The following is a 23,248-nucleotide window of genomic DNA, read 5'->3' as shown; positions in this document are numbered from 1 at the left end:
GGTGAACGGAAAAATCGCCGCTAGTCTTTCATAGCCGGCTACTTCAAGGAACAGGAGCCTCAATGAACGAACAGCAAATACTGTTGGCGATTGGCGGAATCGGCGCGGCGGCGCTGGGTTGTCAGTGGTTGGCGTGGCGCTTGAAATTGCCCGCGATCCTTTTTCTGTTGCTAACCGGGATTCTGGTCGGACCGATCCTGGGGTGGCTCGACCCGCAAGCGATGTTCGGACCGCTGCTGATGCCATTGGTGTCACTGGCAGTGGCGCTGATTTTGTTTGAAGGCAGCTTGACGCTGCATCTTTCGGAATGGCGCGAGATTGGTAGCGTCGTGCATCGGTTGGTTACCATCGGTGCGCTCTCGACCTGGGTGGTCATCGCGGTCGCGACCCATTACTTGCTGGATTTTGACTGGTTGCTCGCCATTCTCTTCGGCAGCCTGACGCTGGTCACCGGCCCCACGGTGATCGTGCCGATGCTGCGCGTGGTGCGCCCCAAAGCCTCGATCGCCAATATCTTGCGCTGGGAAGGCATTGTCATCGACCCGATTGGCGCGTTGCTCGCCGTGGTGGTCTACAGCTTCATCATCGCCAGCGCGGCGGGCGAAGGCCTGAGACATAGCCTGCTGACTTTCGGCGGTGTGATTGCGTGCGGCAGCGTGTTCGGGATAGCCGGTGGCTGGGTGCTTGGCATGATTATCCGACGTCAGTGGCTGCCAGAGTACCTGCACAACCTGGCCGCACTGGCCTCGGTGCTGGGGATCTTCATCACCGCCAATGCTGTGATGCACGAATCCGGCCTGCTGGCCGTGACCTTGATGGGCATGTGGCTGGCTAACATGAAGGGCGTGGATGTCCGGCACATCCTGCACTTCAAGGAAAACCTCAGCGTGCTGCTCATTTCGGGCTTGTTCATCTTGCTGGCGGCGCGTCTGGATCTGCACGCCATGATCGGCCTCGGGCCGCTGGTACTGATCCTGCTGCTGATCATCCAGCTCATCGCCCGCCCCTTGAACGTGATGCTCTCTACCGCAGGCTCGAATCTGAGCTGGCGCGAACGGGCGCTGCTGTCATGGATAGCCCCTCGAGGAATCGTCGCGGCGGCCGTGTCGGCGATTTTCGCGATTCGCCTGCATGAGGCCGGCCACCAGGGTGCCTTGCTGCTGGTGCCACTGACCTTTGCCGTGATCATTGGCACCGTGGTGCTGCAAAGTGCCACGGCGCGGCCACTGGCACGCTTGCTCAGCGTTGCTGAACCTGCGCCCAGCGGCTTCCTGATCGTCGGTGCCAACGGTCCGGCGCGAAACCTGGGCAAGGCCTTGCAGCAATTGGGCAGTCGCGTGCTCCTGACAGACTCGAGCTGGGAAAATATTCGGGCGGCGCGCATGGAGGGTTTGCCGACGTACTTCGGCAATCCGGCATCGCAGCATGCTGACGCGCACCTGGACCTGGTCGGCCTGGGGCATTTGCTGACGCTGTCGCCGTCCGGCGAACTGAACACGCTGGCGTCGATGCGCTTTCGTCATGACTTTGGACATCAACGCTTATTCGGGCTCGCCAGTGGCCAGGAGAGCCGACGCACCGACAAGCATCGCGCCAGCCATGAGCATCGAGGACGATTGCTGGGTGATGAGGATTTAACCTACGTCAAGCTGGCCAACCAGCTGCACCAGGGGGCTGAGTTCTACAGCACGCACCTGACCGAGGGCTTCGGTTGGGAGGACTATCAGGCATTGCACGGCGAACGTGCCACGTTGCTGTTTGCCCGTGATGACAGTGGCTGGGTGCATGTGGTGACGCCGGACAGTGCGGTCAAGCCTGCGGCGGGGTGGACGTTGCTGGCGTTGATTCAGCCGCAGGTCAGCGGCGCTGCATGAATCGAATCGCGAGCAGGCTCGCTCCCACAGTGGATCTTCAGTGGATGCAATATCTGTGAGCACCCAAGATCATTGTGGGAGCGAGCCTGCTCGCGATGGCCGTGACTCGGTTGCATGTCAGGCCGCGAACCGGAGAAATCGCAGGCAACAAAAAAGCAGCCCGTAGGCTGCTTTTTTCTGCATCGGAAGCTGGACTTAAGCCAGTTTTTCCTTGATGCGAGCTGCTTTACCCGACAGGTCACGCAGGTAGTACAGCTTGGCTTTACGTACGTCACCGCGACGCTTGACAGCCATGCTGTCGATTTGCGGGGAGTAGGTCTGGAAAGTACGCTCTACGCCAACACCGTTGGAGATCTTACGCACGGTGAATGCACTGTTAACGCCGCGGTTACGCTTGGCGATTACAACGCCTTCGAACGCTTGCAGACGCGAACGGTCGCCTTCCTTCACTTTCACCTGAACGACAATGGTGTCGCCCGGGGCAAAGGTAGGGATCTCTTTGGTCATCTGCTCTGCTTCGAGTGCAAGGATGATTTTGTTAGTCATGCTGTGCTCCTAAGGTAAATCGTCGGATCTACCATCGATACGTTGTTAACTATCGTCCCGCTCGCGGATGTATTCCTCGAGCAGCTTCTTCTCTTCTCCAGAAAGCGAGCGGCTTTCCAGAAGATCGGCGCGTCGTTCATAGGTCCGACCAAGGGACTGCTGTAAACGCCAACGCCGGATGTGCGCGTGATTGCCACTTAGCAATACGTCGGGAACACGCTGATCCGCATACACCTCCGGTCGGGTGTAGTGCGGGCAATCCAGCAAACCATCCGTAAAGGAATCTTCCTCGGCGGAGTCCGCATGCCCTAAAGCTCCAGGCAGCAGTCGTGTAACCGCATCGATCAGGACCATCGCCGGCAACTCGCCGCCAGACAGTACATAGTCGCCAATCGACCACTCTTCATCGACATGAGCATCAATAAAACGCTCGTCAATGCCTTCATAACGACCGGCAATCAGGATCAGTGCATCCAGATTCGCCAACTCGCGTACCGCCGACTGAGTCAGTTGACGGCCTTGGGGGGACAGGTAAATCACCTTCGCTCCCTCCCCGGCGACTGCCTTGGCCTCGACCAGAGCATCTTCCAGGGGCTTGATCTTCATCACCATGCCCGGACCACCGCCAAAAGGGCGATCATCCACAGTGTGATGTCGATCCGTCGTGTAGTCTCGCGGGTTCCAACAGGTGAGCTGCAACAGCCCCTGTTTCACCGCCCGACTGGTGATGCCGTACTCGCTGATGGCGGAGAACATCTCGGGAAACAAACTGATCACTTCTACGCGCAAGTTAGCCACGCTTAGAAATCCGCATCCCAATCCACCTTCATCTCACCCGCGGCCAGGTCGACGGCCAACACGCATTGCTCGGTATAGGGCAACAGGCGTTCGCGATCATCCAGGCTGCCAGCGCAAGGCTTGACCACCATTACATCATTGGCGCCGGTTTCCAGAAGATGATCGATTTTCCCGAACAGTTGCCCGTGAGTATCGATGACCTTCAGACCTTCCAGCTGGTACCAGTAGTACTCGCCGTCGGTCAATTCAGGGAACAGGTTGCGCGGCACGCAGATCTCATAACCGGCCAGAAGACGCGCTTCTTCACGATCATCAAGACCCTTGAGCTTTGCGACCAGGAACTTGTCGTTCCCGCGTCCGCTGACCAGCTCTACCTGCTTTACATTGCCGTCACGCTTAAGCGTCCAGGTTTTGTAATCCAGCAGGTTCTTAATCGGATCAGTAAAGGAATACACCTTCACTTCGCCGCGAACGCCGTGAACCGAGTAAATCTTGCCGATAACGATCAAATCATCAGCAGCAGCTGGCGTCGCGTTCATATTGCTCAGGCCGCAGCCTTAGCAGATTCCTTCAACAACTGAGCAACGCGCTCAGAAGGTTGTGCACCAACGCTCAGCCAGTAGGCTACGCGCTCTTGGTTCACGGACAGACGAACTTCTTGACCACGAGCAACAGGGTTGAAGAAACCAACCTGTTCCTTGTGCGAACCGTCGCGCGGGTTGCGGCTGTCGGTTACGGTCAAGTGGTAAAACGGGCGCTTTTTGGAGCCGCCAAGGGCAAGACGGATTGTTAGCATGTGAACATCGTTCCTGTAGTCGGTGCTGCAAATCTAAAGGCACAGCGGGCATGGGTGCCCGAAAGGCCGCATATTCTAAGGAATATCCGGACTTTTGCAAATGACTTTTTCCGACTGCCTTTCGGCCGCCATCAAGATTTGCTATAGAGCCGTCGGTAAAAACGGCCGGTCAGCTCCCGCCAAGTGCGGGTTTGCTGTGAATCCCACGTCCGTGTGGGCTGCGCAAGAGCAAGCCCTTGCGCGAATTCTTTACATTTTTGGCATGCCGCCGCCGGGCAACATACCGCCCATGCCGCGCATCATCTTGGCCATTCCGCCTTTCGCGGTGAATTTCTTCATCATCTTCTGCATCTGCTTGTGCTGCTTGATCAAGCGACCGATGTCCTGCACCTGGGTGCCGGAACCCATGGCGATACGACGCTTGCGCGAACCACTGATCAGCTCAGGGTCACGACGCTCGGCCGGGGTCATGGAGTTGATGATGGCTTCCATTTGCTTGAACTGTTTCTCTGCCGCGCTCTGGGCATTGCCCATCTGCGCCAGGTTCACACCGCCCATGTTCGGCAGTTTGTCCATGAGGCCGCCGAGGCCGCCCATGTTCTTCATCTGTTGCAGCTGGTCACGGAAGTCTTCGAGATCGAAGCCCTTGCCCTTCTTCAGCTTCTTGGCCAGCTTGTCGGCCTTGTCCTTGTCGAGGGTCGCTTCCGCCTGCTCGATGAGGCTGAGCACGTCGCCCATGCCGAGGATGCGCGAGGCAATACGCTCTGGGTGGAACGGGTCGAGCGCTTCGCTCTTCTCGCCCATACCGATGAACTTGATCGGCTTGCCGGTGATGGCACGCACCGACAGGGCGGCACCGCCACGGGCGTCGCCGTCGACCTTGGTCAGGATCACGCCGGTCAGTGGCAGCGCATCGCCGAAGGCCTTGGCCGTGTTGGCGGCGTCCTGGCCGGTCATGGCATCGACCACGAACAATGTTTCGACCGGATTGATCGCGGCGTGCAACGCCTTGATCTCGCCCATCATCTCTTCATCGATGTGCAGGCGACCGGCGGTATCGACGATGACCACGTCGATGAATTTGAGTTTTGCTTCCTTGATAGCCGCTTGCGCGATCGCGACCGGCTTCTGGCTCAGGTCGGACGGGAAGAAGGTAACGCCGACTTCACCCGCGAGCATTTCCAGCTGCTTGATCGCCGCTGGGCGATAAACGTCCGCGGACACGACCATGACCGACTTTTTCTTGCGCTCTTTAAGGAAGCGCGCAAGTTTGCCGGCGGTGGTGGTTTTACCAGCACCTTGCAAACCGGCCATCAGGATGACCGCTGGCGGCACGGCGCTCAGGTTCAGGTCTTCGTTGGCCGCGCCCATCAGGCTTTCGAGCTCGGCCTGGACGATCTTCACGAAGGCCTGGCCCGGCGTCAGGCTGCGCGACACCTCGGTGCCGACAGCGCGTTCCTTGACCGAATTGACGAAGTCCTTGACCACCGGCAGGGCGACGTCGGCTTCGAGCAACGCCATGCGCACTTCGCGCAGGGTGTCTTTGATGTTGTCTTCGGTCAGCTTGGCCTTGCCGGTGACATGGCGCAGCGTCTGCGAGAGACGGTCGGTTAAGTTTTCAAACATTGCGCGATCCTTTCAGGCCCTGTGTAGACCGGGATAATGGCGGCCCAGACCGGACTAAACGTGTGCTCGGCGAGCCTGCGGCGTGGGCAGGTCGCGGATTATAGCGAAGACTGCGTCTGGCGGACACCTCGCACTTTCGTGTCGCGTGGGTTCTATGCCAAACTCAGCGCCTTTCGGGCTTGCCTAACAGGACTTATGCTCCCCTTGTCACCCAGTTTGCTTGCTACCCTCGCCGCCGCCTGCCTATACGCCGCTGCGACCTTCTATCAAGGCACTCGCCTGGCCACCGGAGCCAAGGCCAACAAGCGCCTGCTGGTTACGCTCGGCGTGCTGGCGGTGCTGGCCCACAGCGCCAGCCTGGTGACCCACCTGCTGACCCCGATTGGCCTGGGCCTGGATTTTTTCAGCGCCGCCAGTCTGATTGCCGTCGCGGTCATCGCCCTGACGCTGCTGGCCTGCTCACGGATTCCGGTGGAAAACCTGCTGTTGCTGCTGTTCCCCCTGGGTGCATTGACCGTGCTGCTAGCGCAATTCGCCCCCGCCGGTACTGTGCAAATCATCGACGAGGAGCCAGGCATTCTCGCCCACATCCTGTTGTCTATCCTCGCCTATGGCATGTTCACCATTGCAGTGTTCCAGTCGCTACTGCTGCTGCTCCAGGATCATCAACTCAAGCACAAGCACCCGTCCGGGCTGATCAAGAACTTCCCGCCGCTGCAAACCATGGAAAGCCTGCTGTTCGGCTTCCTTTGGGCCGGCTGGACACTGTTGTCGCTGTCGCTGATCTCCGGCTGGCTGTTTGTCGACAACCTGTTCGCCCAGCACCTGGTGCACAAGACCTTGCTGGCCTGCCTGGCCTGGATCGTCTTCAGCGTGCTGCTCTGGGGCCGTAACCGCCTTGGCTGGCGAGGTCACAAGGCCATCCGCTGGACCCTGGCCGGTTTCTGCCTGTTGATGCTGGCGTATTTCGGCAGCAAGCTGGTTCGTGAATACATCCTGCACATCTGACGGGCGGCAATAATGGACGACTTGCCCATAGGGCCGATGCTTGCAGTAGTGGCCTTGCTGATATTGTGGTCGGGCCTGTTTACTGCCATAGAAGCCGCGCAGCAGCACTTGCTGGCCCAGCGCAATGCCTCGCGCGCCAGCGACAAACCGCTGGCCAGGTTGAGCTTCCCCCTCGTCAGCCTGATTTTCTGCAATACCCTGTGCCGCGCCCTGGTAATGGTCATCTGTACCTTGCTGGCGATTTTCACCTGGGCTGAAAACGGCCCGTGGCTGGCATGTGCAGGCGCCGGTGCCCTTCTCTTGATCCTGGCCGACTACCTGCCGCGAGCCCTCGCCACCCGTCATCCGGATGCGATCCTGGCCCTGGGCAACAACTTGCTGGCCATCCCCCTGAAGCTTGTATATCCCGCAGCGTGGCTGCTCAACGCCATCAGCCAGTTTCTGTTGCGCCCGTTCGCTCGCAAAGCCAATGTCGTGCAACAGAGCGAAGACGAGGCCGTACCGCTGCGGCACGACCCTCACGGCCATCAAGAGCATGCTGTCAGCCGCACGCACGCGCTGCCGGGCATCCATGCACTGGATAACATCACGGTCAACGACATCCTGGTACCGCGCAGCGAGGTCGACGGGATCAACCTCGACGACCCGATCGAAGAGATCATCGAGCAACTGCGCCATAACCAGCGTACCCGCCTGCCGGTGTTCCACAGCGACATCAACCAAGTGGAAGCGGTGCTCAATACCCGGCAAATCGGCCATTTGCTTCCCGACGGCAGCCTGACCCTGGAAGCCTTGCTGGCGGCCTGTCGCGAACCCTATTTCGTCCCTGAAAGCACCCCGCTGCAATTGCAACTGCTGAACTTCCACAAGCAACAGCGGCGTTTGGGCATGGTGGTCGACGAATACGGCGAAGTCCTGGGTATCGTCACCCTCGAAGATATTCTCGAAGAAATCGTCGGTGAATTCGAAAGCCAGCAAAGCCAGGACAACCCGCACATCCATCCACAGGCCGATGGCCGCCTGGTGATCGACGGTGCCGCCTCGATCCGCGACCTGAACAAGAGCCTCGGCTGGCACCTGCCCAGCGACGGCCCGAAAACCCTGAACGGCCTGGTGACCGAAGCGCTGGAAACCATCCCGGACTGCCCGGTATGCCTGAAAATCGGCCGCTATCGGCTGGAAATTCTCGAGACCGAGGATAACCGTGTCACGCGGGTGCTGATCTGGCACAACAGTTCTGTACCGGCAGTTGCATCAGTCCAATAGACCGGTAAAAGATCGCAGCCTTCGGCAGCTCCTACATGTGTTACGCGTCCCTGTAGGAGCTGCCGAAGGCTCGGGCCGCGTTCGGACGATCTTTTTTGCACTTGTTGAATCGTTAGCCACCTTCCTATAATCGAGCGGCTTACCCGAGCCTCGCCGTCCCGTGCTTACCCTGCACACCGCAAGTTCCGGCCTGACCATCAGACACGCCCGCTACAAACCGACGCCTGCTCCCACCTGGAACGGCGACTCGCGCCTGCACCCACATCCCTGGGTAATCGACCATAATAATTCGCTCCACTGGGGCACATGACAGTCAGGGATTACCGCATGACGACCAGCACGACCTACAACGACGCCACACCCGCACAACCGGTGAACTCCGCTACCCGCGTGGCCACCGCGAGCTTCATCGGCACGGCCATCGAGTTCTACGACTTCTACGTATATGCCACCGCAGCCGCGCTGGTGATTGGCCCGGTGTTCTTTCCGCAGACCTCCGGCACGGCCCAGATGCTCTCGGCCTTCCTCACATTCGGCATCGCATTCCTGGCACGACCACTGGGTTCAGCGCTGTTCGGGCACTTTGGCGATCGCATCGGCCGCAAATCGACCTTGGTCGCGTCCCTATTGTTGATGGGTGTGTGCACCACGCTGATCGGCGTGCTCCCGGGTTACGACAGCATTGGGGCCTGGGCACCGATCCTGCTGTGCGTGCTGCGCTTCGGCCAGGGCCTGGGACTGGGCGGCGAATGGGGCGGTGCCGCCTTGCTCGCCACGGAAAATGCCCCTAAGGGCAAGCGCGCCTGGTTCGGCATGTTCCCTCAATTGGGCCCCTCCATCGGCTTCCTCGCGGCCAACGGCCTGTTCCTGACCTTGGCCATGACGCTGGATGATCAACAGTTCCGCTCCTGGGGCTGGCGGATTCCTTTCCTGCTCAGCGCGGCGCTGGTGATGGTCGGTTTGTATGTGCGCCTCAAACTCCACGAAACACCGGTGTTCGCCAACGCCATGGCGCGCCAGGAACGGGTGAAGATCCCGCTGGTGGAACTGTTCAGCCAATACTGGGTACCGGTATTGCTGGGGGCCGGTTCGATGGTGGTGTGCTATGCGCTGTTCTACATCTCGACCGTTTTCTCGTTGAGTTACGGTGTGGCGACGCTCGGCTACAGTCGCGAAACCTTCCTCGGCCTGCTGTGCTTCGCGGTGCTGTTCATGGCCGCGGCCACGCCGCTCTCAGCCTTGGCCAGCGACCGTTTCGGACGCAAACCCGTGCTGATCATCGGCGGCGTGTTGGCAATCCTGTCGGGCTTCCTGATGGAACCGCTGCTGACGCAAGGTTCGACCTGGAGCGTGGCGCTGTTCCTGTGCATCGAACTGTTTCTGATGGGTGTGACCTTCGCGCCGATGGGCGCGCTGCTGCCAGAGCTGTTCCCGACCCACGTGCGATACACCGGCGCCTCGGCAGCGTACAACCTGGGCGGGATCGTCGGCGCTTCGGCGGCACCGTTCTTTGCGCAGAAACTGGTGGCAATGGGCGGACTGAGTTACGTCGGCGGGTATGTGTCGGGGGCGGCGGTGCTGAGTTTGATTGCTGTGCTGTGCCTGAAGGAAACACGCAATAACGACCTGAATCGAGTCTCATAAGAGCGTAGGAACGATCAGAAGCTTTGCGAGCAGGCTCGCTCCCACATGGTTCTGGTGTACACCGATCCAATGTGGGAGCGAGCCTGCTCGCGAATGCCGCGCCGCGGTTACAGCTCTACAACAACAGCCTGGGATGCGCGGGTCGCCTTGGCACGAGCCGCCTCGATCGACTCATCCCGCGCCAGCGCCACACCCATCCGGCGCTGGCCATTCACTTCAGGCTTGCCAAACAGACGCAATGCCGTATCCGGCTCGCTCAACGCTGCACCCAGGTTGGCAAACGCGGTCTGGGTCGACTGCCCTTCCACCAGGATCACCGACGAAGCCGATGGGCCGAACTGACGGATCAGCGGAATCGGCAGCCCCAGGATCGCCCGTGCATGCAGGGCGAATTGCGACAGGTCCTGTGAAATCAACGTCACCAGACCGGTGTCGTGCGGACGCGGCGATACTTCGCTGAACCACACCTGATCACCCTTGATGAACAGCTCGACGCCAAACAGGCCACGACCACCCAATGCCTCGGTCACCGCCTTGGCCACGCGCTCGGATTCCGCCAGCGCCACTGGACTCATGGCTTGAGGCTGCCAGCTTTCCTGGTAATCGCCCTTCTCCTGGCGATGCCCGACCGGCGCGCAAAAGGTAGTGCCGCCGACGTGACGCACGGTCAGCAAGGTAATCTCATAATCGAAATCGATGAAACCTTCGATGATCACCCGGCCTTTACCGGCACGTCCGCCTTCCTGTGCGTAATCCCACGCTGTCTTCACGTCATCGACGCTGCGCAGCAGGCTCTGACCCTTGCCCGACGAGCTCATGACCGGCTTGACCACGCACGGGAAACCGAGATCCTCGACGGCCTTGCTGTAATCCTCGAAGGTGTCGGCGAAGTGGTAAGGCGAGGTCGGCAGGTCCAGGTCTTCGGCGGCCAGGCGACGGATGCCTTCGCGGTTCATGGTCAGCTGTGCAGCCCGCGCAGTGGGGATCACGGTGAAGCCTTCGGACTCCAGCTCCACCAGGGTCGCGGTGGCAATGGCTTCGATTTCCGGCACGATGAAGTGCGGCTGCTCGGCTTCGATGACCGCGCGCAGTGCCGCGCCATCGAGCATGTTGATCACGTGGCTGCGATGCGCCACCTGCATGGCCGGCGCATTGGCGTAGCGATCCACGGCAATCACTTCAACGCCCAGGCGCTGCAGCTCGATCACCACTTCCTTGCCCAGTTCGCCACAGCCACACATCAATACGCGGGTCGCGGTGGGCGACAATGGAGTTCCGATACGGGTCATCTCAAGTCCTCAAGAAGCGGATCATCGAGGGATGCGGCGCCTGGCGCGCTTCCCATGGGGAGAAAGCGCGGCATTTTACATGAACCGCAGGGTTTGGCTTCAGCTGACGAGCGCCTGCTTGCGCAAGCGCCAGGCCATGATCAGCCATACCGCCGTAACGCCGGCGAACTTGGACCCCAGCGCGGTGAGAATCACGCCCGGAGTCAGAGCGTCGATCATGCCGAAGAAAATAAACGTATCGAGCGGAATGCTCAGGGCTGAACTTATCCACAGCCGGTCGTGCAACGGGCGCCGGGTGATGCTGAACACCAGCCAGTCAATGCACTCCGACACGGCAAATGCCGTGGCGCTGGCCAGGGCAATGGAGGGATCGGAGGTGATGTAGGACAACACCAGCGCCGCCAGCATCGCCGCGATTGCGCCGTGACCGAAGCGGATTTGCACCATGTCGCGCAACACGAACACCAGGCCGCCCCAGGCCGACCAGATGATGTCCAGGTGCGGGGCGGTGGAAAAGGCGTAGTTGATCAGCACGACGCTGCCGATGTAGGCGATCAGGAAGAACATGGAGGCACCTGTCAATTTGGCGCACAGGGTACTTCAACCAAACGCCAAATCAAAAGATCGCAGCCTGCGGCAGCTCCTACAGGGGATCAAATGTAGGAGCTGCCGCAGGCTGCGATTTTTTGATCTTATCGGCCGGGTGTCTTGCCGATCATCCACACCAACCCACTGGCCTTGGCCCGCTCATGGCACAACCCCAACACCGTGCGGCGCTCGTCGTTGCTCATGCGGCTCCAGCGGGTGATTTCCTCTACCGTGCGCTGACAGCCCGTGCAAATATCATCGTCGTCCAGTGCGCAGATATTCACACAAGGCGATGCAACCGGGCGTTCGGGAGTGCTCATTCTTCCTGCTCAGCCAGATCGCGGGCATACCGCTGTGAGTTATGCACGTAGTGGGCGGCACTGGCTTCCAGCATCTTTTTCTGCGGTTCGGTCAGCTCGCGCACCACTTTGCCAGGGGACCCCATGACCAGCGAACCGTCGGGTATTTCCTTGCCTTCGCCGATCAGCGAATTGGCGCCGATGATGCAGTTCTTGCCGATTTTCGCGCCGTTGAGGATCACCGCGTTGATACCGATCAGGCTGTAGTCGCCCACGGTGCAGCCGTGCAGCATGGCATTATGGCCGATGGTCACGCCGGTACCGATGGTCAGCGGGTACCCCATGTCGGTATGCATCACGGTGCCATCCTGGACGTTGCTGTTCCTGCCGATCAGGATCAACTCGTTGTCGCCCCGCAGCACGGCGTTGAACCAGACATTGGCGCCCTCTTCCAGTTTGACCTTGCCCACCAGCACGGCATTGGGAGCGACCCAGCTCTGCGGATGGGTCTCGACACGGGCGTCGCCCAGGCGGTATTTCATCTTGTTGTCCTCAAGGCTCAGGCAGCGGCGTGTTCAAGCCATTCGAGTGATGGCTTCAGGTATTGATAAAACTTTTAGGCGGTAGGTGCAGGCTGATCTTCGCGTCATAGAGCAGATTGATCAACTCGACAATCATGATCGCCGTCAGGCCCCAGATCTTGAATTCACCATAGCGATAACTTGGCACGTACCAACTTCGTCCCTGGTAATCGATGCGATGGGTGTGCTCGCGCGGGTCCTTGCGAAAGAACTCCAAGGGCACACTGAACACGGCGGCGATCTCGGCATCGTTGGCCCGGTACTCGACAAAATCCGGAATCACCCCGACATAAGGTGTGACCTTGATGCCGTGCAGGGATATCAGCGGGCTCAGCGGGCCGATCACTTCGACCAGGCCCGGTGGCAGGCCGATTTCTTCTTCGGCTTCACGCAGCGCGGTAAAAACCAGGTCGGGGTCTTCGGGGTCGCGTCGACCACCGGGAAAGGCGACTTCGCCACCATGGGTCGACAGCCCGCTGGCGCGCAGGGTCAATACCAGTTCCGGCTCGTCACTGCGAGTGATCGGCACCAGGACGGCGGCCTCTGGGAAACGTCGGTCGGTCTCCAACGTACGCGGTGTGTGGTGACTTACCCGATGCAGTAGCTCGTCCAGCATGAGTGTTCTCGATCAGTGCCTTACCCTGCATCATGCACCAATCGCTTCGGTCGCCCAACCCCCCGGACAGTGGCATGTCGCGAAACGACAACTTGCCGACAGCCACCGCCGCACGCCAAGATAGGCGCAGCATTCAGGAACCCAAGCATGAAATTTTGCAGTCAGTGCGGCAACCCGGTGACCCAACGCATTCCCGAGGGCGATTCACGCCTGCGTTTTGTCTGCGACAGCTGTCACGCCATTCACTACCAGAACCCCAACATCGTCGCCGGTTGTGTCGCGACCTGGGGCACCCAGGTCCTGTTGTGCCGTCGTGCCATCGAGCCGCGCCGGGGCTATTGGACCCTGCCCGCCGGCTTCATGGAAAACGGTGAGACCATCGAGCAGGCGGCCATTCGCGAGACGGCCGAGGAAGCCTGCGCCCGTGTGCGCAACCTGAGCATCTATACGCTGATCGATGTGCCGCACATCAGCCAGGTGCACGTGTTCTTCCGCGCCGAGTTGGCGGACCTCGATTTTGCCGCCGGTATAGAGAGCCTTGAGGTGCAACTATTCGACGAAGCCGACATCCCTTGGGACGAGCTGGCTTTCCGCACGGTGGGCCGTACCTTAGAATGCTTCTTCGCTGACCGGAAAACCGAAGTCTATCCCGTGCGGTCCGAATCGATCCCGCCGCTGGTTCAGTCTGTCATCACTTGATGTCATCTTGGTATCATCGCCAGGCGCATACAGATCGTCCGAACTCGGCCCGGACCTTCGGCAGCGCCTGCAAAAACACCTATAAATAGATATATGGTCGCGACACCTCTTGGGGAATCGTTTCAATGCGCTGGTTGCTTGCCCTGTTCTGCTTGTCGTTCATCACGGTGTCCCAGGCTACTGCCATGGAGCCCCTGGACGGCAAGGTCATCGAGAAAATCCTGGTTCTCAAGTCGGCCCATCAATTGCAGTTGATCAATGACGGCAAGCCGTTCAAGACCTACCGAATTTCCCTGGGTAAACGGCCCAAGGGCCCCAAGCTGATGGAAGGCGACAAACGCACACCAGAAGGTTTCTACTGGATCGACTGGCGCAAGGTCAGCGACCGCTTCAACCTGGCGATGCACATTTCCTACCCGAACATCAGCGATTCCGCCCGCTCACGGCGTGAAGGCGTCGATCCCGGCGGCATGATCATGATCCACGGCACCCCGGACACCGAAGAAAACCCCGAGCACCTGTTCCACACCCTGGACTGGACCGACGGTTGCATTGCCATGCGCAACATGGACATGCGTGAAATCTGGAACCTGGTGCCGGACGGCACGATGATCGAGATTCGCCCTTGATTTGACGAATGAGCGTTCTCTTACTATGGGAACGCTACCCGTTTTGCCCTGCGCGCCAGGCGTGTAACAGACTGATCCCCGGGACCTGTCCAGGTCCTGAACGCTCCCCGAATATCCCCTCCCCCATTGAAACCACCCTCGGCCTGCCCCATCTAAGACCCATACCCCATTGCGCAGGTGCCCCATGAGCGACCAGCAAGCATTCCCCGAAGACCCCAGCGAATACGCCGACCCGGAACACGCCGAACACCACCACACCGGCAAGGGCCTCGCCCTGCCCGGCCAGAACCTGCCGGACAAGGTCTACATCATTCCGATTCACAACCGCCCTTTCTTCCCGGCCCAAGTGCTGCCGGTCATCGTCAATGAAGAACCCTGGGCGGAAACCCTCGACCTGGTCGCCAAATCCGAACATCACTCCCTGGCCCTGTTCTACATGGACACGCCCCAGGAAGACCCGCGCCATTTTGATACCTCGGCGCTGCCGCTGTACGGCACCCTGGTCAAGGTGCACCACGCCAGTCGCGAAAACGGCAAATTGCAATTCGTCGCCCAGGGCCTGACCCGTGTGCGCCTCAAGACCTGGCTCAAGCACCATCGCCCGCCGTACCTGGTGGAAGTCGAATACCCGCACCAGCCCACCGAGCCGACCGACGAGGTCAAGGCCTACGGGATGGCGCTGATCAATGCGATCAAGGAGCTGCTGCCCCTCAATCCGCTGTACAGCGAAGAGCTGAAGAACTACCTCAACCGCTTCAGCCCCAACGATCCATCGCCGTTGACCGACTTCGCCGCCGCACTGACGTCGGCGACCGGCAGCGAACTGCAGGAAGTGCTCGACTGCGTGCCCATGCTCAAGCGCATGGAAAAAGTCCTGCCGATGCTACGCAAGGAAGTCGAGGTCGCACGCCTGCAGAAAGAGATTTCCGCCGAAGTGAACCGCAAGATCGGTGAGCATCAGCGCGAATTCTTCCTCAAGGAACAACTCAAGGTCATCCAGCAGGAGTTGGGGCTGAGCAAGGACGATCGCAGCGCCGACATCGAACAATTCGAGCAACGGCTGGCCGGCAAGGTGCTGCCCGCGCAGGCGCAGAAGCGCATCGAAGAAGAGATGAACAAGCTCTCGATCCTCGAAACCGGCTCACCGGAGTACGCGGTCACGCGCAACTACCTGGACTGGGCGACATCGGTGCCATGGGGTGTGTACGGCGAGGACAAACTGGACCTCAAGCACGCCCGCAAGATCCTGGACAACCACCATGCCGGCCTCGACGATATCAAGGACCGCATCCTCGAGTTCCTCGCGGTCGGTGCCTACAAGGGTGAAATCAGCGGCTCCATCGTGCTGCTGGTGGGGCCGCCGGGCGTGGGCAAGACCAGCGTCGGCAAATCCATCGCCGAATCCCTCGGCCGACCGTTCTATCGCTTCAGCCTCGGCGGCATGCGCGACGAAGCGGAAATCAAGGGCCACCGCCGTACTTACATTGGTGCGATGCCGGGCAAACTCGTGCAAGCGCTGAAAGACGTCGAAGTGATGAACCCGGTGATCATGCTCGACGAAATCGACAAGATGGGCCAAAGCTATCAGGGCGACCCGGCCTCGGCGCTGCTGGAAACCCTCGACCCGGAGCAGAACGTCGAATTCCTCGACCACTACCTGGACCTGCGCCTGGACCTGTCGAAAGTGCTGTTCGTCTGCACCGCCAACACCCTGGACTCGATTCCCGGCCCCCTGCTGGACCGGATGGAAGTCATCCGCCTGTCGGGTTACATCACCGAAGAAAAAGTCGCCATCGCCAAACGCCACTTGTGGCCCAAACAGCTTGAGAAGGCCGGAGTCTCGAAAGGCAGCCTGAGCATCAGCGACAGCGCCCTCAGAGCGCTGATCGACGGCTATGCCCGTGAAGCCGGCGTTCGCCAGCTGGAGAAAAATCTCGGCAAACTGGTGCGCAAAGCCGTGGTGAAGCTGCTCGAAGATCCTGGAGCGGTAATCAAATTTGGTCCGAAAGACCTCGAAGCTTCGTTGGGCAAACCCGTGTTCCGTAATGAACAAGTACTGTCCGGGACGGGGGTAATCACCGGCCTGGCCTGGACCAGCATGGGCGGTGCAACTCTGCCGATCGAAGCCACGCGCATTCATACCCTCAATCGCGGTTTCAAGCTCACCGGGCAACTGGGCGAAGTGATGAAAGAGTCCGCGGAAATTGCCTACAGCTACGTCAGCTCCAATCTCAAGTCGTTTGGCGGTGATCCGAAATTCTTCGACGAAGCCTTCGTGCACCTGCATGTCCCGGAAGGCGCCACTCCGAAAGACGGCCCGAGCGCTGGCGTGACCATGGCCAGTGCCCTGTTGTCGCTGGCACGCAACCAGCCGCCGAAAAAAGGCGTGGCCATGACCGGCGAACTGACGTTGACCGGGCATGTACTGCCGATTGGCGGGGTACGTGAGAAGGTGATTGCAGCGCGGCGGCAGAAGATTTTCGAGCTGATCTTGCCGGAGCCCAACCGTGGCAGCTTTGAAGAACTGCCGGACTACCTGAAGGAAGGGATTACCGTGCACTTTGCCAAGCGATTTGCGGATGTGGCGAAGGTGTTGTTCTAGTCACACACTGCAGTGGCCAGAGCGTGCTCTGGCCACTGCACACATGATTTTCTGAACAGCTATCGCGATCGGATATAAAAACTGTCATTAATGACAGTATCAACCCTATTACTAATGCCCTAGCCTGTCACTCGACTATCCGAACATCTTCAAGGGACGACCACAATATGTCGACTGATAAAACTCCGCGCGGGACGAAGTCTAGCGGTCATTTCGAATGGACAATTAAAGGAGTAAATTTTCATACCGAGCAAATTTATATATGGCACGAAGGACCCAACATACAAATCAACGGTTATTTCGATTTTGCCGGCCCAAATCAAAAAATAATGACTGTCCTTATCGATCGCGATACCCCTGGAGAGGAGCAAACATTTGACCCTCCAACGTGGCTAAAGGAAGTGAGTTACCAAGCTGATAGCGGATCGGCTTATGCCATTACCGGAAAATACACTGCCACTCTCAACAAACACACTAAACAGTATAAGTTATCGTTCGACTTACTGTTTGGTGGCGGCCTATCAATTCAATGTAAGCTCGACGTTAGCGAGTAGATACTCAATCCGCTTAAATGCGCACCACTCGCGCCAGAGCCTGTACGTTAGCCATTCCTCGACCCGGCTCTGGTCACATTTTGTCTCATCTTCAGTTATGCTCGCCGTTCGTCGTGAATGCCGGAGCCACTGACCCCATGTCCCCCACCCGCCTGTTTGTTCCCCTCGCCCTCGCCTTGCTGGCCGCCTGTGCCACGCAACCGAAACATAACGTGACCGTGGAAAAACAAAGCGAATGCCCGGTGAAGCTTACCAGCGGGCAGAACCTGATCCTGACCCTGCCCAGCAATCCGACTACGGGTTACCGCTGGTCGATCCAGGACTCGGCCGGTGGCGTATTGCGCGCGCTCAGCCCTGAGGTCTACAGCAACCCGGAAGATGCCGGCGTCGTGGGTGCTGCCGGTGTTTCGACCTGGCGATTCCAGGCGTTCGCCCCCGGCACTGGACGCTTACGCTTGACCTCGCAACAACCTTGGGCACCGGAAGTGCTGCCGGTGGACGCCTTCGACTGCGCCATTTCGGTCAACTAACCGTGGGCTGGCTGATTCTGGCGCTGATGGGCGCAGTGACTTTCCTCTATGGCCTGAGCGTGCACGCCGCGCTGCTTTGCCTGTTGGTCAAGCCGCTGCCTGTCCTGGCCCTGCTCGGCTGGCTGCACGACGCACCACCCGGGGAGTATCGGCGCTGGATCAGTCTTGGACTGATTTTCTCCCTGCTCGGCGACGTGCTGCTGGCATGGCCGGGGGATTTGTTTGTGTTCGGCCTCGGGGCGTTTCTCGTCGCCCACCTGGCTTATCTGAAAGCTTATTTAACGGACTGCAGACGGTTGGCCCTGTTGCCACTGGTCCTGGCCCTCGGCGTCGGCGCGATTCTGCTGGGGGTACTGATTGCCCACGGTCTCGGGCCTTTGCTGATTCCCGTGATCGTCTATGGCCTGGCGATCAGCGCCATGCTCTGGCGCGCACTGGCACGTCTGGGCACCGATGTGCCCAAGCGTTCGGCGCTGCTTGCGGCAGCCGGAGCCGTGGCGTTCGTGTTTTCCGATAGCGTGATCGGTATCAGCCGCTTTGTCGTGCCGTTTGAGGCGGCGCCGTACGTCATCATCCTCAGTTATTGGCTGGGGCAATGGGGCATCACGGCATCGGCGTTCGATCAAAAACCGCGTTAGATCGCGAAGGGACACGGAGCGTCCCGGGCGGCGTTCCCACGCAGAGCGTGGGAACGATCGATCGAACACCAATACATACATTGTCATTAATGTCTGTTGAAACCTGTTAGTTCGAATAGTCGTCCGGACCGCTCGCAGGCCGTACATTCAAGATTCCAACAATCCTTGAAGAGATAGGCCCTATGGATATCCAACAACGAAGAAGCTTTGTCGACAGTCGCATCCCTGTTGAAATGAAATTCCGCCAGTGCTGTCAGAAAAACTATCTGAGTGCCACCCTTCAGGATCGCGATGAGTTCAACTCCGAGGAGTTTTACATCAGCGTCGGCTCCCGGGAAATATTGGCTGTTTTCAAAGCTGGAGAAAAAGACACCCCTGAAGACCGCGCCTTCGATATCTATATCCCTAAAAATATCGAAACCGGTTACTACGAATTAAATTCACCGGATCAACTGATAGAAATCGCCTTGACTGAAAAATTCCCGACTTACACCAGTTACTGGGCATTCAAGGGCGCAATGGATCTGGTCGTTAACACTGACAAGCAAGACTACTCCGGCACATTCAATGTTAGCTTCAAGGACAAAGAAAACCGTGAGTTTATATCCGAAGCCAAGTTTGCTTTTTCTGTGGAAGCTTGAATACAGGTAGCCGACGGAGCCGTGGCGTTCGCGTGCTCCGATAGCGTGATGGGTATCAGCCGCTTTGTGAGCGTGGGAGCGAGCAAAGCGTCAGTCCCGTCGGTTTATCAGACAACCCGCGCATCCCCGCGCCAACTTGGCTAAAATGCCGGCCTTTCCACCGACACCGCCGGAACCGCCGTGAGCAAAGAATCCGATCGCCTTTTCGCCCAGCCTTTGGCCCAGGTGCCTGACTTCGCCTTCAACGAGGACGTGGTGCGGGTATTCCCGGACATGATCAAGCGCTCGGTGCCGGGTTATCCGACCATTGTCGAAAACCTCGGTGTGCTCGCCGCACAATTCGCCCAGCCCAACACTGTGCTCTACGACCTTGGCTCGTCCCTGGGCGCTGTGACACAGGCGCTGCGTCGACATGTGCGCACTGACGGCTGCCGTGTCATCGCTGTGGATAACTCCGCGGCGATGGTCGAGCGATGCCGTGAGTATCTCAACGGCCAGGACTCGATGTTCCAGGAGTTGCTGCCGGTGGAAGTGATCGAAGGTGACATCCTCGCCCTCGAATTCCAGCCTGCCTCGGTGGTGGCGCTGAACTTCACCCTGCAATTCATTGCTCCGGATCAGCGAAGCGCGCTGCTGTCGCGCATCCACCAGTCCCTATTGCCCGGTGGTGCACTGATTCTCTCGGAAAAACTGCGGTTTGAAGACGAGCAGGAGCACGCGTTACTCACCGACCTGCACGTCGCCTTCAAGCGCGCCAACGGCTATAGCGAACTGGAAATAGCCCAGAAGCGTAGCGCCATCGAAAACGTCATGAAGCCCGACAGCCTCGAAGAACACCGCGAACGCCTGTTGGCTGCCGGGTTCTCGAAAGTCGTGCCGTGGTTCCAGTGTCTTAACTTTGCCTCGTTGATTGCCTTGCCATGATTGATCTGTCCCCCCTCGCCCGCCGCCTGGCTGGCACACCGCTGGCCGAATGGGCCAACACACTGCAGGCGCAACTCGACAAGAAAATGGAGAAAGGTCACGGCGACCTGGAGCGCTGGCAAAGCGCGCTGGATGCCTTGCCTCAGATCCAGCCAAGCGAAATCGACCTGTTGAACGGCTTGAAGCTGGACACCGATTGCGACGATGAAACCCGTGCGCAAATGCGCACCGCGCTGATGGGCTTGTCGCCGTGGCGCAAAGGCCCCTTCGATCTGTTTGGCGTGCATGTCGACACCGAATGGCGTTCGGACTGGAAGTGGTCGCGTGTCGCCCCGCACCTGGACCTCAAGGGCAAGCGCATCCTCGACGTCGGCTGCGGCAATGGTTACTACATGTGGCGCATGCTCGGCGCGGGTGCGGACAGCGTAATCGGTGTCGATCCAAACTGGTTGTTCTTCTGCCAGTTCCAGGCGGTGCAACGTTACCTGTCCGAGCCGAATGCCTGGCACCTGCCATTTCCTTTCGAAGACCTGCCGCCGAATCTGGAAGGCTTCGACACAGTGTTTTCGATGGGTGTCTTCTACCACCGCCGCTCGCCGATCGAGCACTTGCTGGCGCTGAAGGATTGCCTGGTCAAGGGCGGCGAACTGGTGCTGGAGACGCTGGTGGTCGAAGGCGACAAACATCAAGTGCTGGTGCCGGAAGACCGTTATGCGCAGATGCGCAACGTATGGTTCCTGCCGTCGGTGCCGGCGCTGGAGTTGTGGTTGCGCCGTGCCGGGTTCACTGATGTGAAATGCGTGGACGTGAGTGTGACCACGGTTGAAGAACAGCGCGGCACGGAATGGATGAAGTATCAGTCGCTGAGCGACTTCCTCGATCCCGAAGACCACAGCAAGACCATCGAAGGGCTGCCGGCGCCGATGCGGGCTGTCATCGTCGCCCGTAAGTAGCAATGATCGTTCCCACGCTCTGCGTGGGAATGCATCCTGTGACGCTCTGCGTCACGCCCGTGAAGGGACGCGGAGCGTCCCGGGCGGCATTCCCACGCGGAGCGTGGGAACGATCATTTCTCGGTTGGTTTGGCTCTACGGGCCTTGAAGAACTCGCTGAGCACCGCCCCGCATTCCTCGGCCAACACCCCACCTTCATACAGCACCCGGTGGTTCAAAAAGCCCTGGGTAAAAAACTGCCCCTGGCTCTGCACAATCCCGGCCTTGGGTTCCAGCGCGCCATACACCACCCGTGCAATCCGCGAATGCACGATCAGCCCGGCGCACATGCTGCACGGTTCCAGCGTCACATACAGCGTGCTGCCCGGCAGGCGATAGTTGCTGACGGCTAGTGCGGCGGCGCGGATCGCGACCATCTCGGCATGGGCACTCGGATCGTTGCCACTGATCGGGCAGTTGAAGCCGCGACCGATGATTTCACCGTCCTGCACCAGCACCGCACCCACGGGCACTTCGCCCAACGCGGCACCTTGAGCGGCGAGGGCAAGGGCTTCGCGCATGAAGTCGCGATCACGGCTGCGGTCGATGATCGCAGCGGGACGTATCTGACGCATTACGCCACCTCGATCGCGGCCATCAGGCCGGTTTCCATGTGATCGATCACATGGCAATGGAACATCCATACCCCGGGGTTATCCGCCACCAGCGCCACTTGCGCACGCTCGTTCTTGCCCAACAAATACGTGTCGGTGAAATACGGGATGACCTTGTGCCGATTCGAGGCGATGACCTTGAAGCTCATGCCATGCAGGTGAATCGGATGCTGATATTGAGTCATGTTTTTCAATTCAAAAATGTAGCTTTTGCCCTTTTCCAGCTTGGCGATCGGGCGGTCGGCGCAGGTTTTATCCGTAATGTCCCAGGCTTTGCCATTGATCTGCCACAGGCTTGGCGGCTTGCCGTTGTCGACATTCACCGACACTGACCCCACCCATTCGAAATTGAAGTTGAGTTTCTCGGCATTGGCCAGGTCCGGTTCCGCCACAGGGTTGGCGGGCAGTGCCGCAGGCCATGCAGTCGGCGCGTCGGTGTTGGCCACGGAGCGCAGCGTGCCCAAGCGAACCGGGCCGTTGCGCAGGGACAACTCTTCACCCGCCGGCGGCGCTTTGATCGCCAGGCAAATACGCATGCCTGGGCCCAGCCAGTATTCCTTGCCCAGCGGGCGCGGTTCGACGGGATTGCCGTCCAGCGCATAGATCTGCGCTTCGACGCCCGGGATATTGAGGCGGTAGGTCAACGTGTTATCGAGGTTAAGCACCCGCACCCGGGTGATCTGCCCGGCAGGCAAGTCGATGATCGCCTGCGGGACACCGTTGATGGTCGACAGGCGCCCCGCCGTACCGCCTCGGGCGGCTTCGCGTGGAATGCTGAAGTCGACAAAAGCGCCCTGCTCATCGACATGCCAGCTCTTCAAGCTCAAGGTTTTCTCGTACTTGAAACCGGTCGGCTCGCGCTCCTCGACGATCAGCGGGCCGACCAGACCGCGCCCGAGTTCTTCGCTGCTGCTCACATGGGGGTGATACCAGTAGCTGCCTGCATCGGGCACGCGGAATTTGTAGTCGAAGTATTCACCGGGCAATACCGGCAACTGCGACACGTACGGCACACCGTCCATCTCCAGCGGCAGGCGGATGCCATGCCAGTGGATGGTCGTCGCCACTGGCAGGTGGTTGATGAACCGCACTCGCAGCCATTCGCCCTGACGCACGCGCAATTCGGTGCCCGGTGCCGAGGGACCGAACGCCCAGGCTTCGGTCTTGTGCCCCGCCACCAACTCGACGTCCAGCGGCGCGGCGATCAGCTCATAGTCATGGCCCGCCTCAGCGTCGGCCATCTTGCCCAACCAGTACCGCGACGCGCCCCCCGCCCCGACACCAACGACAACAAGACCGGCCAGGCCACCGAGGATTTGGCGACGGGTAAAGGACATGAACTCAACTACCTCACACGAAAGCGGCAGGCCCAAGACCCGCAAAAGGCGAATACGATACACCCGCAGTTGCGAAAGAAACAGCAAAGCGGACGTGACGACGAGCCGCAGGCAGGGCTGGCATCAATGCAAAAAGCCGCGTGAACTCACGTTCACA

General features: G+C 59.5%; 25 protein-coding genes. 13 read left to right on the top strand and 12 right to left on the bottom strand.

Going from position 1 to position 23,248, the window contains the following annotated elements:
* Window positions 1-62: 62 nt before the first annotated feature.
* Complete coding sequence (locus PG5_RS03235; protein WP_020795645.1) at window positions 63-1,874, top strand: sodium:proton antiporter; 1,812 nt, start codon at window positions 63-65, stop codon at window positions 1,872-1,874.
* Window positions 1,875-2,069: 195 nt separating this feature from the next.
* On the opposite strand, the gene rplS is transcribed toward PG5_RS03235, so the two are convergent.
* The 5 genes from rplS to ffh all read right to left on the bottom strand — a co-directional run bounded on the left by rplS (window position 2,070) and on the right by ffh (window position 5,640).
* Window positions 2,070-2,420 (bottom strand): 50S ribosomal protein L19, encoded by a 351-nt coding sequence (gene rplS / locus PG5_RS03230; protein WP_003175895.1) that lies wholly within the window; start codon window positions 2,418-2,420, stop codon window positions 2,070-2,072.
* A 45-nt stretch (window positions 2,421-2,465) separates the two neighbouring features.
* The gene (trmD, locus tag PG5_RS03225) at window positions 2,466-3,218 is read right to left on the bottom strand and encodes a tRNA (guanosine(37)-N1)-methyltransferase TrmD (RefSeq protein ID WP_020795644.1); all 753 of its coding nucleotides are present in this window, start codon (window positions 3,216-3,218) and stop codon (window positions 2,466-2,468) included.
* Window positions 3,219-3,220: 2 nt separating this feature from the next.
* Complete coding sequence (gene rimM / locus PG5_RS03220; RefSeq protein ID WP_020795643.1) at window positions 3,221-3,757, bottom strand: ribosome maturation factor RimM; 537 nt, start codon at window positions 3,755-3,757, stop codon at window positions 3,221-3,223.
* A gap of 5 nt (window positions 3,758-3,762) precedes the next feature.
* Complete coding sequence (gene rpsP / locus PG5_RS03215; protein WP_003198088.1) at window positions 3,763-4,014, bottom strand: 30S ribosomal protein S16; 252 nt, start codon at window positions 4,012-4,014, stop codon at window positions 3,763-3,765.
* A gap of 249 nt (window positions 4,015-4,263) precedes the next feature.
* Window positions 4,264-5,640, bottom strand: coding sequence for a signal recognition particle protein (ffh, locus tag PG5_RS03210; RefSeq protein WP_020795642.1), 1,377 nt, complete (start codon window positions 5,638-5,640; stop codon window positions 4,264-4,266).
* Window positions 5,641-5,835: 195 nt separating this feature from the next.
* Here ffh and PG5_RS03205 point away from each other — a divergent pair, with 195 nt between their 5' ends.
* From PG5_RS03205 to PG5_RS03195, 3 genes are all read left to right on the top strand, one after another.
* A complete protein-coding gene (locus tag PG5_RS03205; protein WP_020795641.1) occupies window positions 5,836-6,648 on the top strand; it encodes an inner membrane protein YpjD in 813 nt (270 codons plus the stop codon).
* Between the two features lie 12 nt (window positions 6,649-6,660).
* Window positions 6,661-7,914 (top strand): HlyC/CorC family transporter, encoded by a 1,254-nt coding sequence (locus PG5_RS03200; protein WP_020795640.1) that lies wholly within the window; start codon window positions 6,661-6,663, stop codon window positions 7,912-7,914.
* Between the two features lie 327 nt (window positions 7,915-8,241).
* Window positions 8,242-9,558, top strand: coding sequence for an MFS transporter (locus tag PG5_RS03195; RefSeq protein WP_020795639.1), 1,317 nt, complete (start codon window positions 8,242-8,244; stop codon window positions 9,556-9,558).
* Window positions 9,559-9,665: 107 nt separating this feature from the next.
* On the opposite strand, the gene purT is transcribed toward PG5_RS03195, so the two are convergent.
* The 5 genes from purT to PG5_RS03170 all read right to left on the bottom strand — a co-directional run bounded on the left by purT (window position 9,666) and on the right by PG5_RS03170 (window position 12,931).
* Window positions 9,666-10,847, bottom strand: a complete 1,182-nt coding sequence (gene purT / locus PG5_RS03190; protein WP_020795638.1) for a formate-dependent phosphoribosylglycinamide formyltransferase — start codon at window positions 10,845-10,847, stop codon at window positions 9,666-9,668.
* A 99-nt stretch (window positions 10,848-10,946) separates the two neighbouring features.
* Entirely contained in the window at window positions 10,947-11,414 is a 468-nt protein-coding gene (locus tag PG5_RS03185) for a hypothetical protein (RefSeq protein WP_020795637.1), read from the bottom strand.
* 125 nt (window positions 11,415-11,539) lie between these two features.
* Complete coding sequence (locus PG5_RS03180) at window positions 11,540-11,755, bottom strand: DUF1289 domain-containing protein (protein WP_020795636.1); 216 nt, start codon at window positions 11,753-11,755, stop codon at window positions 11,540-11,542.
* The gene (locus tag PG5_RS03175) at window positions 11,752-12,276 is read right to left on the bottom strand and encodes a gamma carbonic anhydrase family protein (protein ID WP_020795635.1); all 525 of its coding nucleotides are present in this window, start codon (window positions 12,274-12,276) and stop codon (window positions 11,752-11,754) included. The genes PG5_RS03180 and PG5_RS03175 overlap by 4 nt, the downstream gene beginning before the upstream one ends.
* A gap of 55 nt (window positions 12,277-12,331) precedes the next feature.
* Window positions 12,332-12,931 carry a CoA pyrophosphatase gene (locus tag PG5_RS03170; RefSeq protein ID WP_020795634.1) on the bottom strand — a complete coding sequence of 200 codons (600 nt, stop codon included), beginning with the start codon at window positions 12,929-12,931 and terminating at the stop codon, window positions 12,332-12,334.
* Window positions 12,932-13,078: 147 nt separating this feature from the next.
* Between PG5_RS03170 and PG5_RS03165 the strand changes: the two genes are divergently transcribed.
* The 9 genes from PG5_RS03165 (at window position 13,079) to cmoB (ending at window position 21,101) form a co-directional block, all read left to right on the top strand.
* Window positions 13,079-13,630: an NUDIX hydrolase gene (locus PG5_RS03165; RefSeq protein WP_020795633.1), complete on the top strand. Its 552-nt coding sequence runs from the start codon at window positions 13,079-13,081 to the stop codon at window positions 13,628-13,630.
* 125 nt (window positions 13,631-13,755) lie between these two features.
* Window positions 13,756-14,259, top strand: coding sequence for a murein L,D-transpeptidase family protein (locus PG5_RS03160; RefSeq protein ID WP_020795632.1), 504 nt, complete (start codon window positions 13,756-13,758; stop codon window positions 14,257-14,259).
* Window positions 14,260-14,443: 184 nt separating this feature from the next.
* Window positions 14,444-16,861: an endopeptidase La gene (gene lon, locus PG5_RS03155; RefSeq protein ID WP_020795631.1), complete on the top strand. Its 2,418-nt coding sequence runs from the start codon at window positions 14,444-14,446 to the stop codon at window positions 16,859-16,861.
* A gap of 167 nt (window positions 16,862-17,028) precedes the next feature.
* Window positions 17,029-17,415 carry a hypothetical protein gene (locus PG5_RS03150; protein ID WP_042955223.1) on the top strand — a complete coding sequence of 129 codons (387 nt, stop codon included), beginning with the start codon at window positions 17,029-17,031 and terminating at the stop codon, window positions 17,413-17,415.
* Between the two features lie 137 nt (window positions 17,416-17,552).
* Entirely contained in the window at window positions 17,553-17,945 is a 393-nt protein-coding gene (locus PG5_RS03145) for a protease inhibitor I42 family protein (RefSeq protein ID WP_020795630.1), read from the top strand.
* A gap of 2 nt (window positions 17,946-17,947) precedes the next feature.
* Window positions 17,948-18,583, top strand: coding sequence for a lysoplasmalogenase (locus PG5_RS03140; RefSeq protein WP_020795629.1), 636 nt, complete (start codon window positions 17,948-17,950; stop codon window positions 18,581-18,583).
* Between the two features lie 182 nt (window positions 18,584-18,765).
* Window positions 18,766-19,224 carry a hypothetical protein gene (locus tag PG5_RS03135; protein ID WP_020795628.1) on the top strand — a complete coding sequence of 153 codons (459 nt, stop codon included), beginning with the start codon at window positions 18,766-18,768 and terminating at the stop codon, window positions 19,222-19,224.
* Window positions 19,225-19,404: 180 nt separating this feature from the next.
* The gene (gene cmoA, locus PG5_RS03130; protein WP_020795627.1) at window positions 19,405-20,148 is read left to right on the top strand and encodes a carboxy-S-adenosyl-L-methionine synthase CmoA; all 744 of its coding nucleotides are present in this window, start codon (window positions 19,405-19,407) and stop codon (window positions 20,146-20,148) included.
* A complete protein-coding gene (cmoB, locus tag PG5_RS03125) occupies window positions 20,145-21,101 on the top strand; it encodes a tRNA 5-methoxyuridine(34)/uridine 5-oxyacetic acid(34) synthase CmoB (RefSeq protein WP_020795626.1) in 957 nt (318 codons plus the stop codon). The genes cmoA and cmoB overlap by 4 nt, the downstream gene beginning before the upstream one ends.
* Before the next feature lie 113 nt (window positions 21,102-21,214).
* On the opposite strand, the gene tadA is transcribed toward cmoB, so the two are convergent.
* Together tadA and PG5_RS03115 are read right to left on the bottom strand one after the other, a co-directional pair.
* Window positions 21,215-21,715: a tRNA adenosine(34) deaminase TadA gene (gene tadA / locus PG5_RS03120; protein ID WP_020795625.1), complete on the bottom strand. Its 501-nt coding sequence runs from the start codon at window positions 21,713-21,715 to the stop codon at window positions 21,215-21,217.
* The gene (locus tag PG5_RS03115) at window positions 21,715-23,091 is read right to left on the bottom strand and encodes a multicopper oxidase family protein (RefSeq protein WP_042955222.1); all 1,377 of its coding nucleotides are present in this window, start codon (window positions 23,089-23,091) and stop codon (window positions 21,715-21,717) included. The genes tadA and PG5_RS03115 overlap by 1 nt, the downstream gene beginning before the upstream one ends.
* Between the last annotated feature and the right edge of the window lie 157 nt (window positions 23,092-23,248).

Source organism: Pseudomonas sp. G5(2012), assembly GCF_000408945.1.
GTDB classification, from domain to species: Bacteria; Pseudomonadota; Gammaproteobacteria; order Pseudomonadales; family Pseudomonadaceae; genus Aquipseudomonas; species Aquipseudomonas umsongensis.
Note: the sequence above shows the minus strand (reverse complement) of the source record. Positions and strands in the feature narration are given on the sequence as shown.

Excerpts from the sequence above, each read along its gene's own strand:
- PG5_RS03235 (WP_020795645.1), top strand. The coding sequence starts at position 63 with ATGAACGAACAGCAAATACTGTTGGCGATTGGCGGAATCGGCGCGGCG.
- rplS (WP_003175895.1), bottom strand. The coding sequence starts at position 2,420 with ATGACTAACAAAATCATCCTTGCACTCGAAGCAGAGCAGATGACCAAA.
- rimM (WP_020795643.1), bottom strand. The coding sequence starts at position 3,757 with ATGAACGCGACGCCAGCTGCTGCTGATGATTTGATCGTTATCGGCAAG.
- rpsP (WP_003198088.1), bottom strand. The coding sequence starts at position 4,014 with ATGCTAACAATCCGTCTTGCCCTTGGCGGCTCCAAAAAGCGCCCGTTT.
- ffh (WP_020795642.1), bottom strand. The coding sequence starts at position 5,640 with ATGTTTGAAAACTTAACCGACCGTCTCTCGCAGACGCTGCGCCATGTC.
- PG5_RS03205 (WP_020795641.1), top strand. The coding sequence starts at position 5,836 with ATGCTCCCCTTGTCACCCAGTTTGCTTGCTACCCTCGCCGCCGCCTGC.
- PG5_RS03200 (WP_020795640.1), top strand. The coding sequence starts at position 6,661 with ATGGACGACTTGCCCATAGGGCCGATGCTTGCAGTAGTGGCCTTGCTG.
- PG5_RS03195 (WP_020795639.1), top strand. The coding sequence starts at position 8,242 with ATGACGACCAGCACGACCTACAACGACGCCACACCCGCACAACCGGTG.
- purT (WP_020795638.1), bottom strand. The coding sequence starts at position 10,847 with ATGACCCGTATCGGAACTCCATTGTCGCCCACCGCGACCCGCGTATTG.
- PG5_RS03185 (WP_020795637.1), bottom strand. The coding sequence starts at position 11,414 with ATGTTCTTCCTGATCGCCTACATCGGCAGCGTCGTGCTGATCAACTAC.
- PG5_RS03180 (WP_020795636.1), bottom strand. The coding sequence starts at position 11,755 with ATGAGCACTCCCGAACGCCCGGTTGCATCGCCTTGTGTGAATATCTGC.
- PG5_RS03175 (WP_020795635.1), bottom strand. The coding sequence starts at position 12,276 with ATGAAATACCGCCTGGGCGACGCCCGTGTCGAGACCCATCCGCAGAGC.
- PG5_RS03170 (WP_020795634.1), bottom strand. The coding sequence starts at position 12,931 with ATGCTGGACGAGCTACTGCATCGGGTAAGTCACCACACACCGCGTACG.
- PG5_RS03165 (WP_020795633.1), top strand. The coding sequence starts at position 13,079 with ATGAAATTTTGCAGTCAGTGCGGCAACCCGGTGACCCAACGCATTCCC.
- PG5_RS03160 (WP_020795632.1), top strand. The coding sequence starts at position 13,756 with ATGCGCTGGTTGCTTGCCCTGTTCTGCTTGTCGTTCATCACGGTGTCC.
- lon (WP_020795631.1), top strand. The coding sequence starts at position 14,444 with ATGAGCGACCAGCAAGCATTCCCCGAAGACCCCAGCGAATACGCCGAC.
- PG5_RS03150 (WP_042955223.1), top strand. The coding sequence starts at position 17,029 with ATGTCGACTGATAAAACTCCGCGCGGGACGAAGTCTAGCGGTCATTTC.
- PG5_RS03145 (WP_020795630.1), top strand. The coding sequence starts at position 17,553 with ATGTCCCCCACCCGCCTGTTTGTTCCCCTCGCCCTCGCCTTGCTGGCC.
- PG5_RS03135 (WP_020795628.1), top strand. The coding sequence starts at position 18,766 with ATGGATATCCAACAACGAAGAAGCTTTGTCGACAGTCGCATCCCTGTT.
- cmoB (WP_020795626.1), top strand. The coding sequence starts at position 20,145 with ATGATTGATCTGTCCCCCCTCGCCCGCCGCCTGGCTGGCACACCGCTG.
- tadA (WP_020795625.1), bottom strand. The coding sequence starts at position 21,715 with ATGCGTCAGATACGTCCCGCTGCGATCATCGACCGCAGCCGTGATCGC.
- PG5_RS03115 (WP_042955222.1), bottom strand. The coding sequence starts at position 23,091 with ATGTCCTTTACCCGTCGCCAAATCCTCGGTGGCCTGGCCGGTCTTGTT.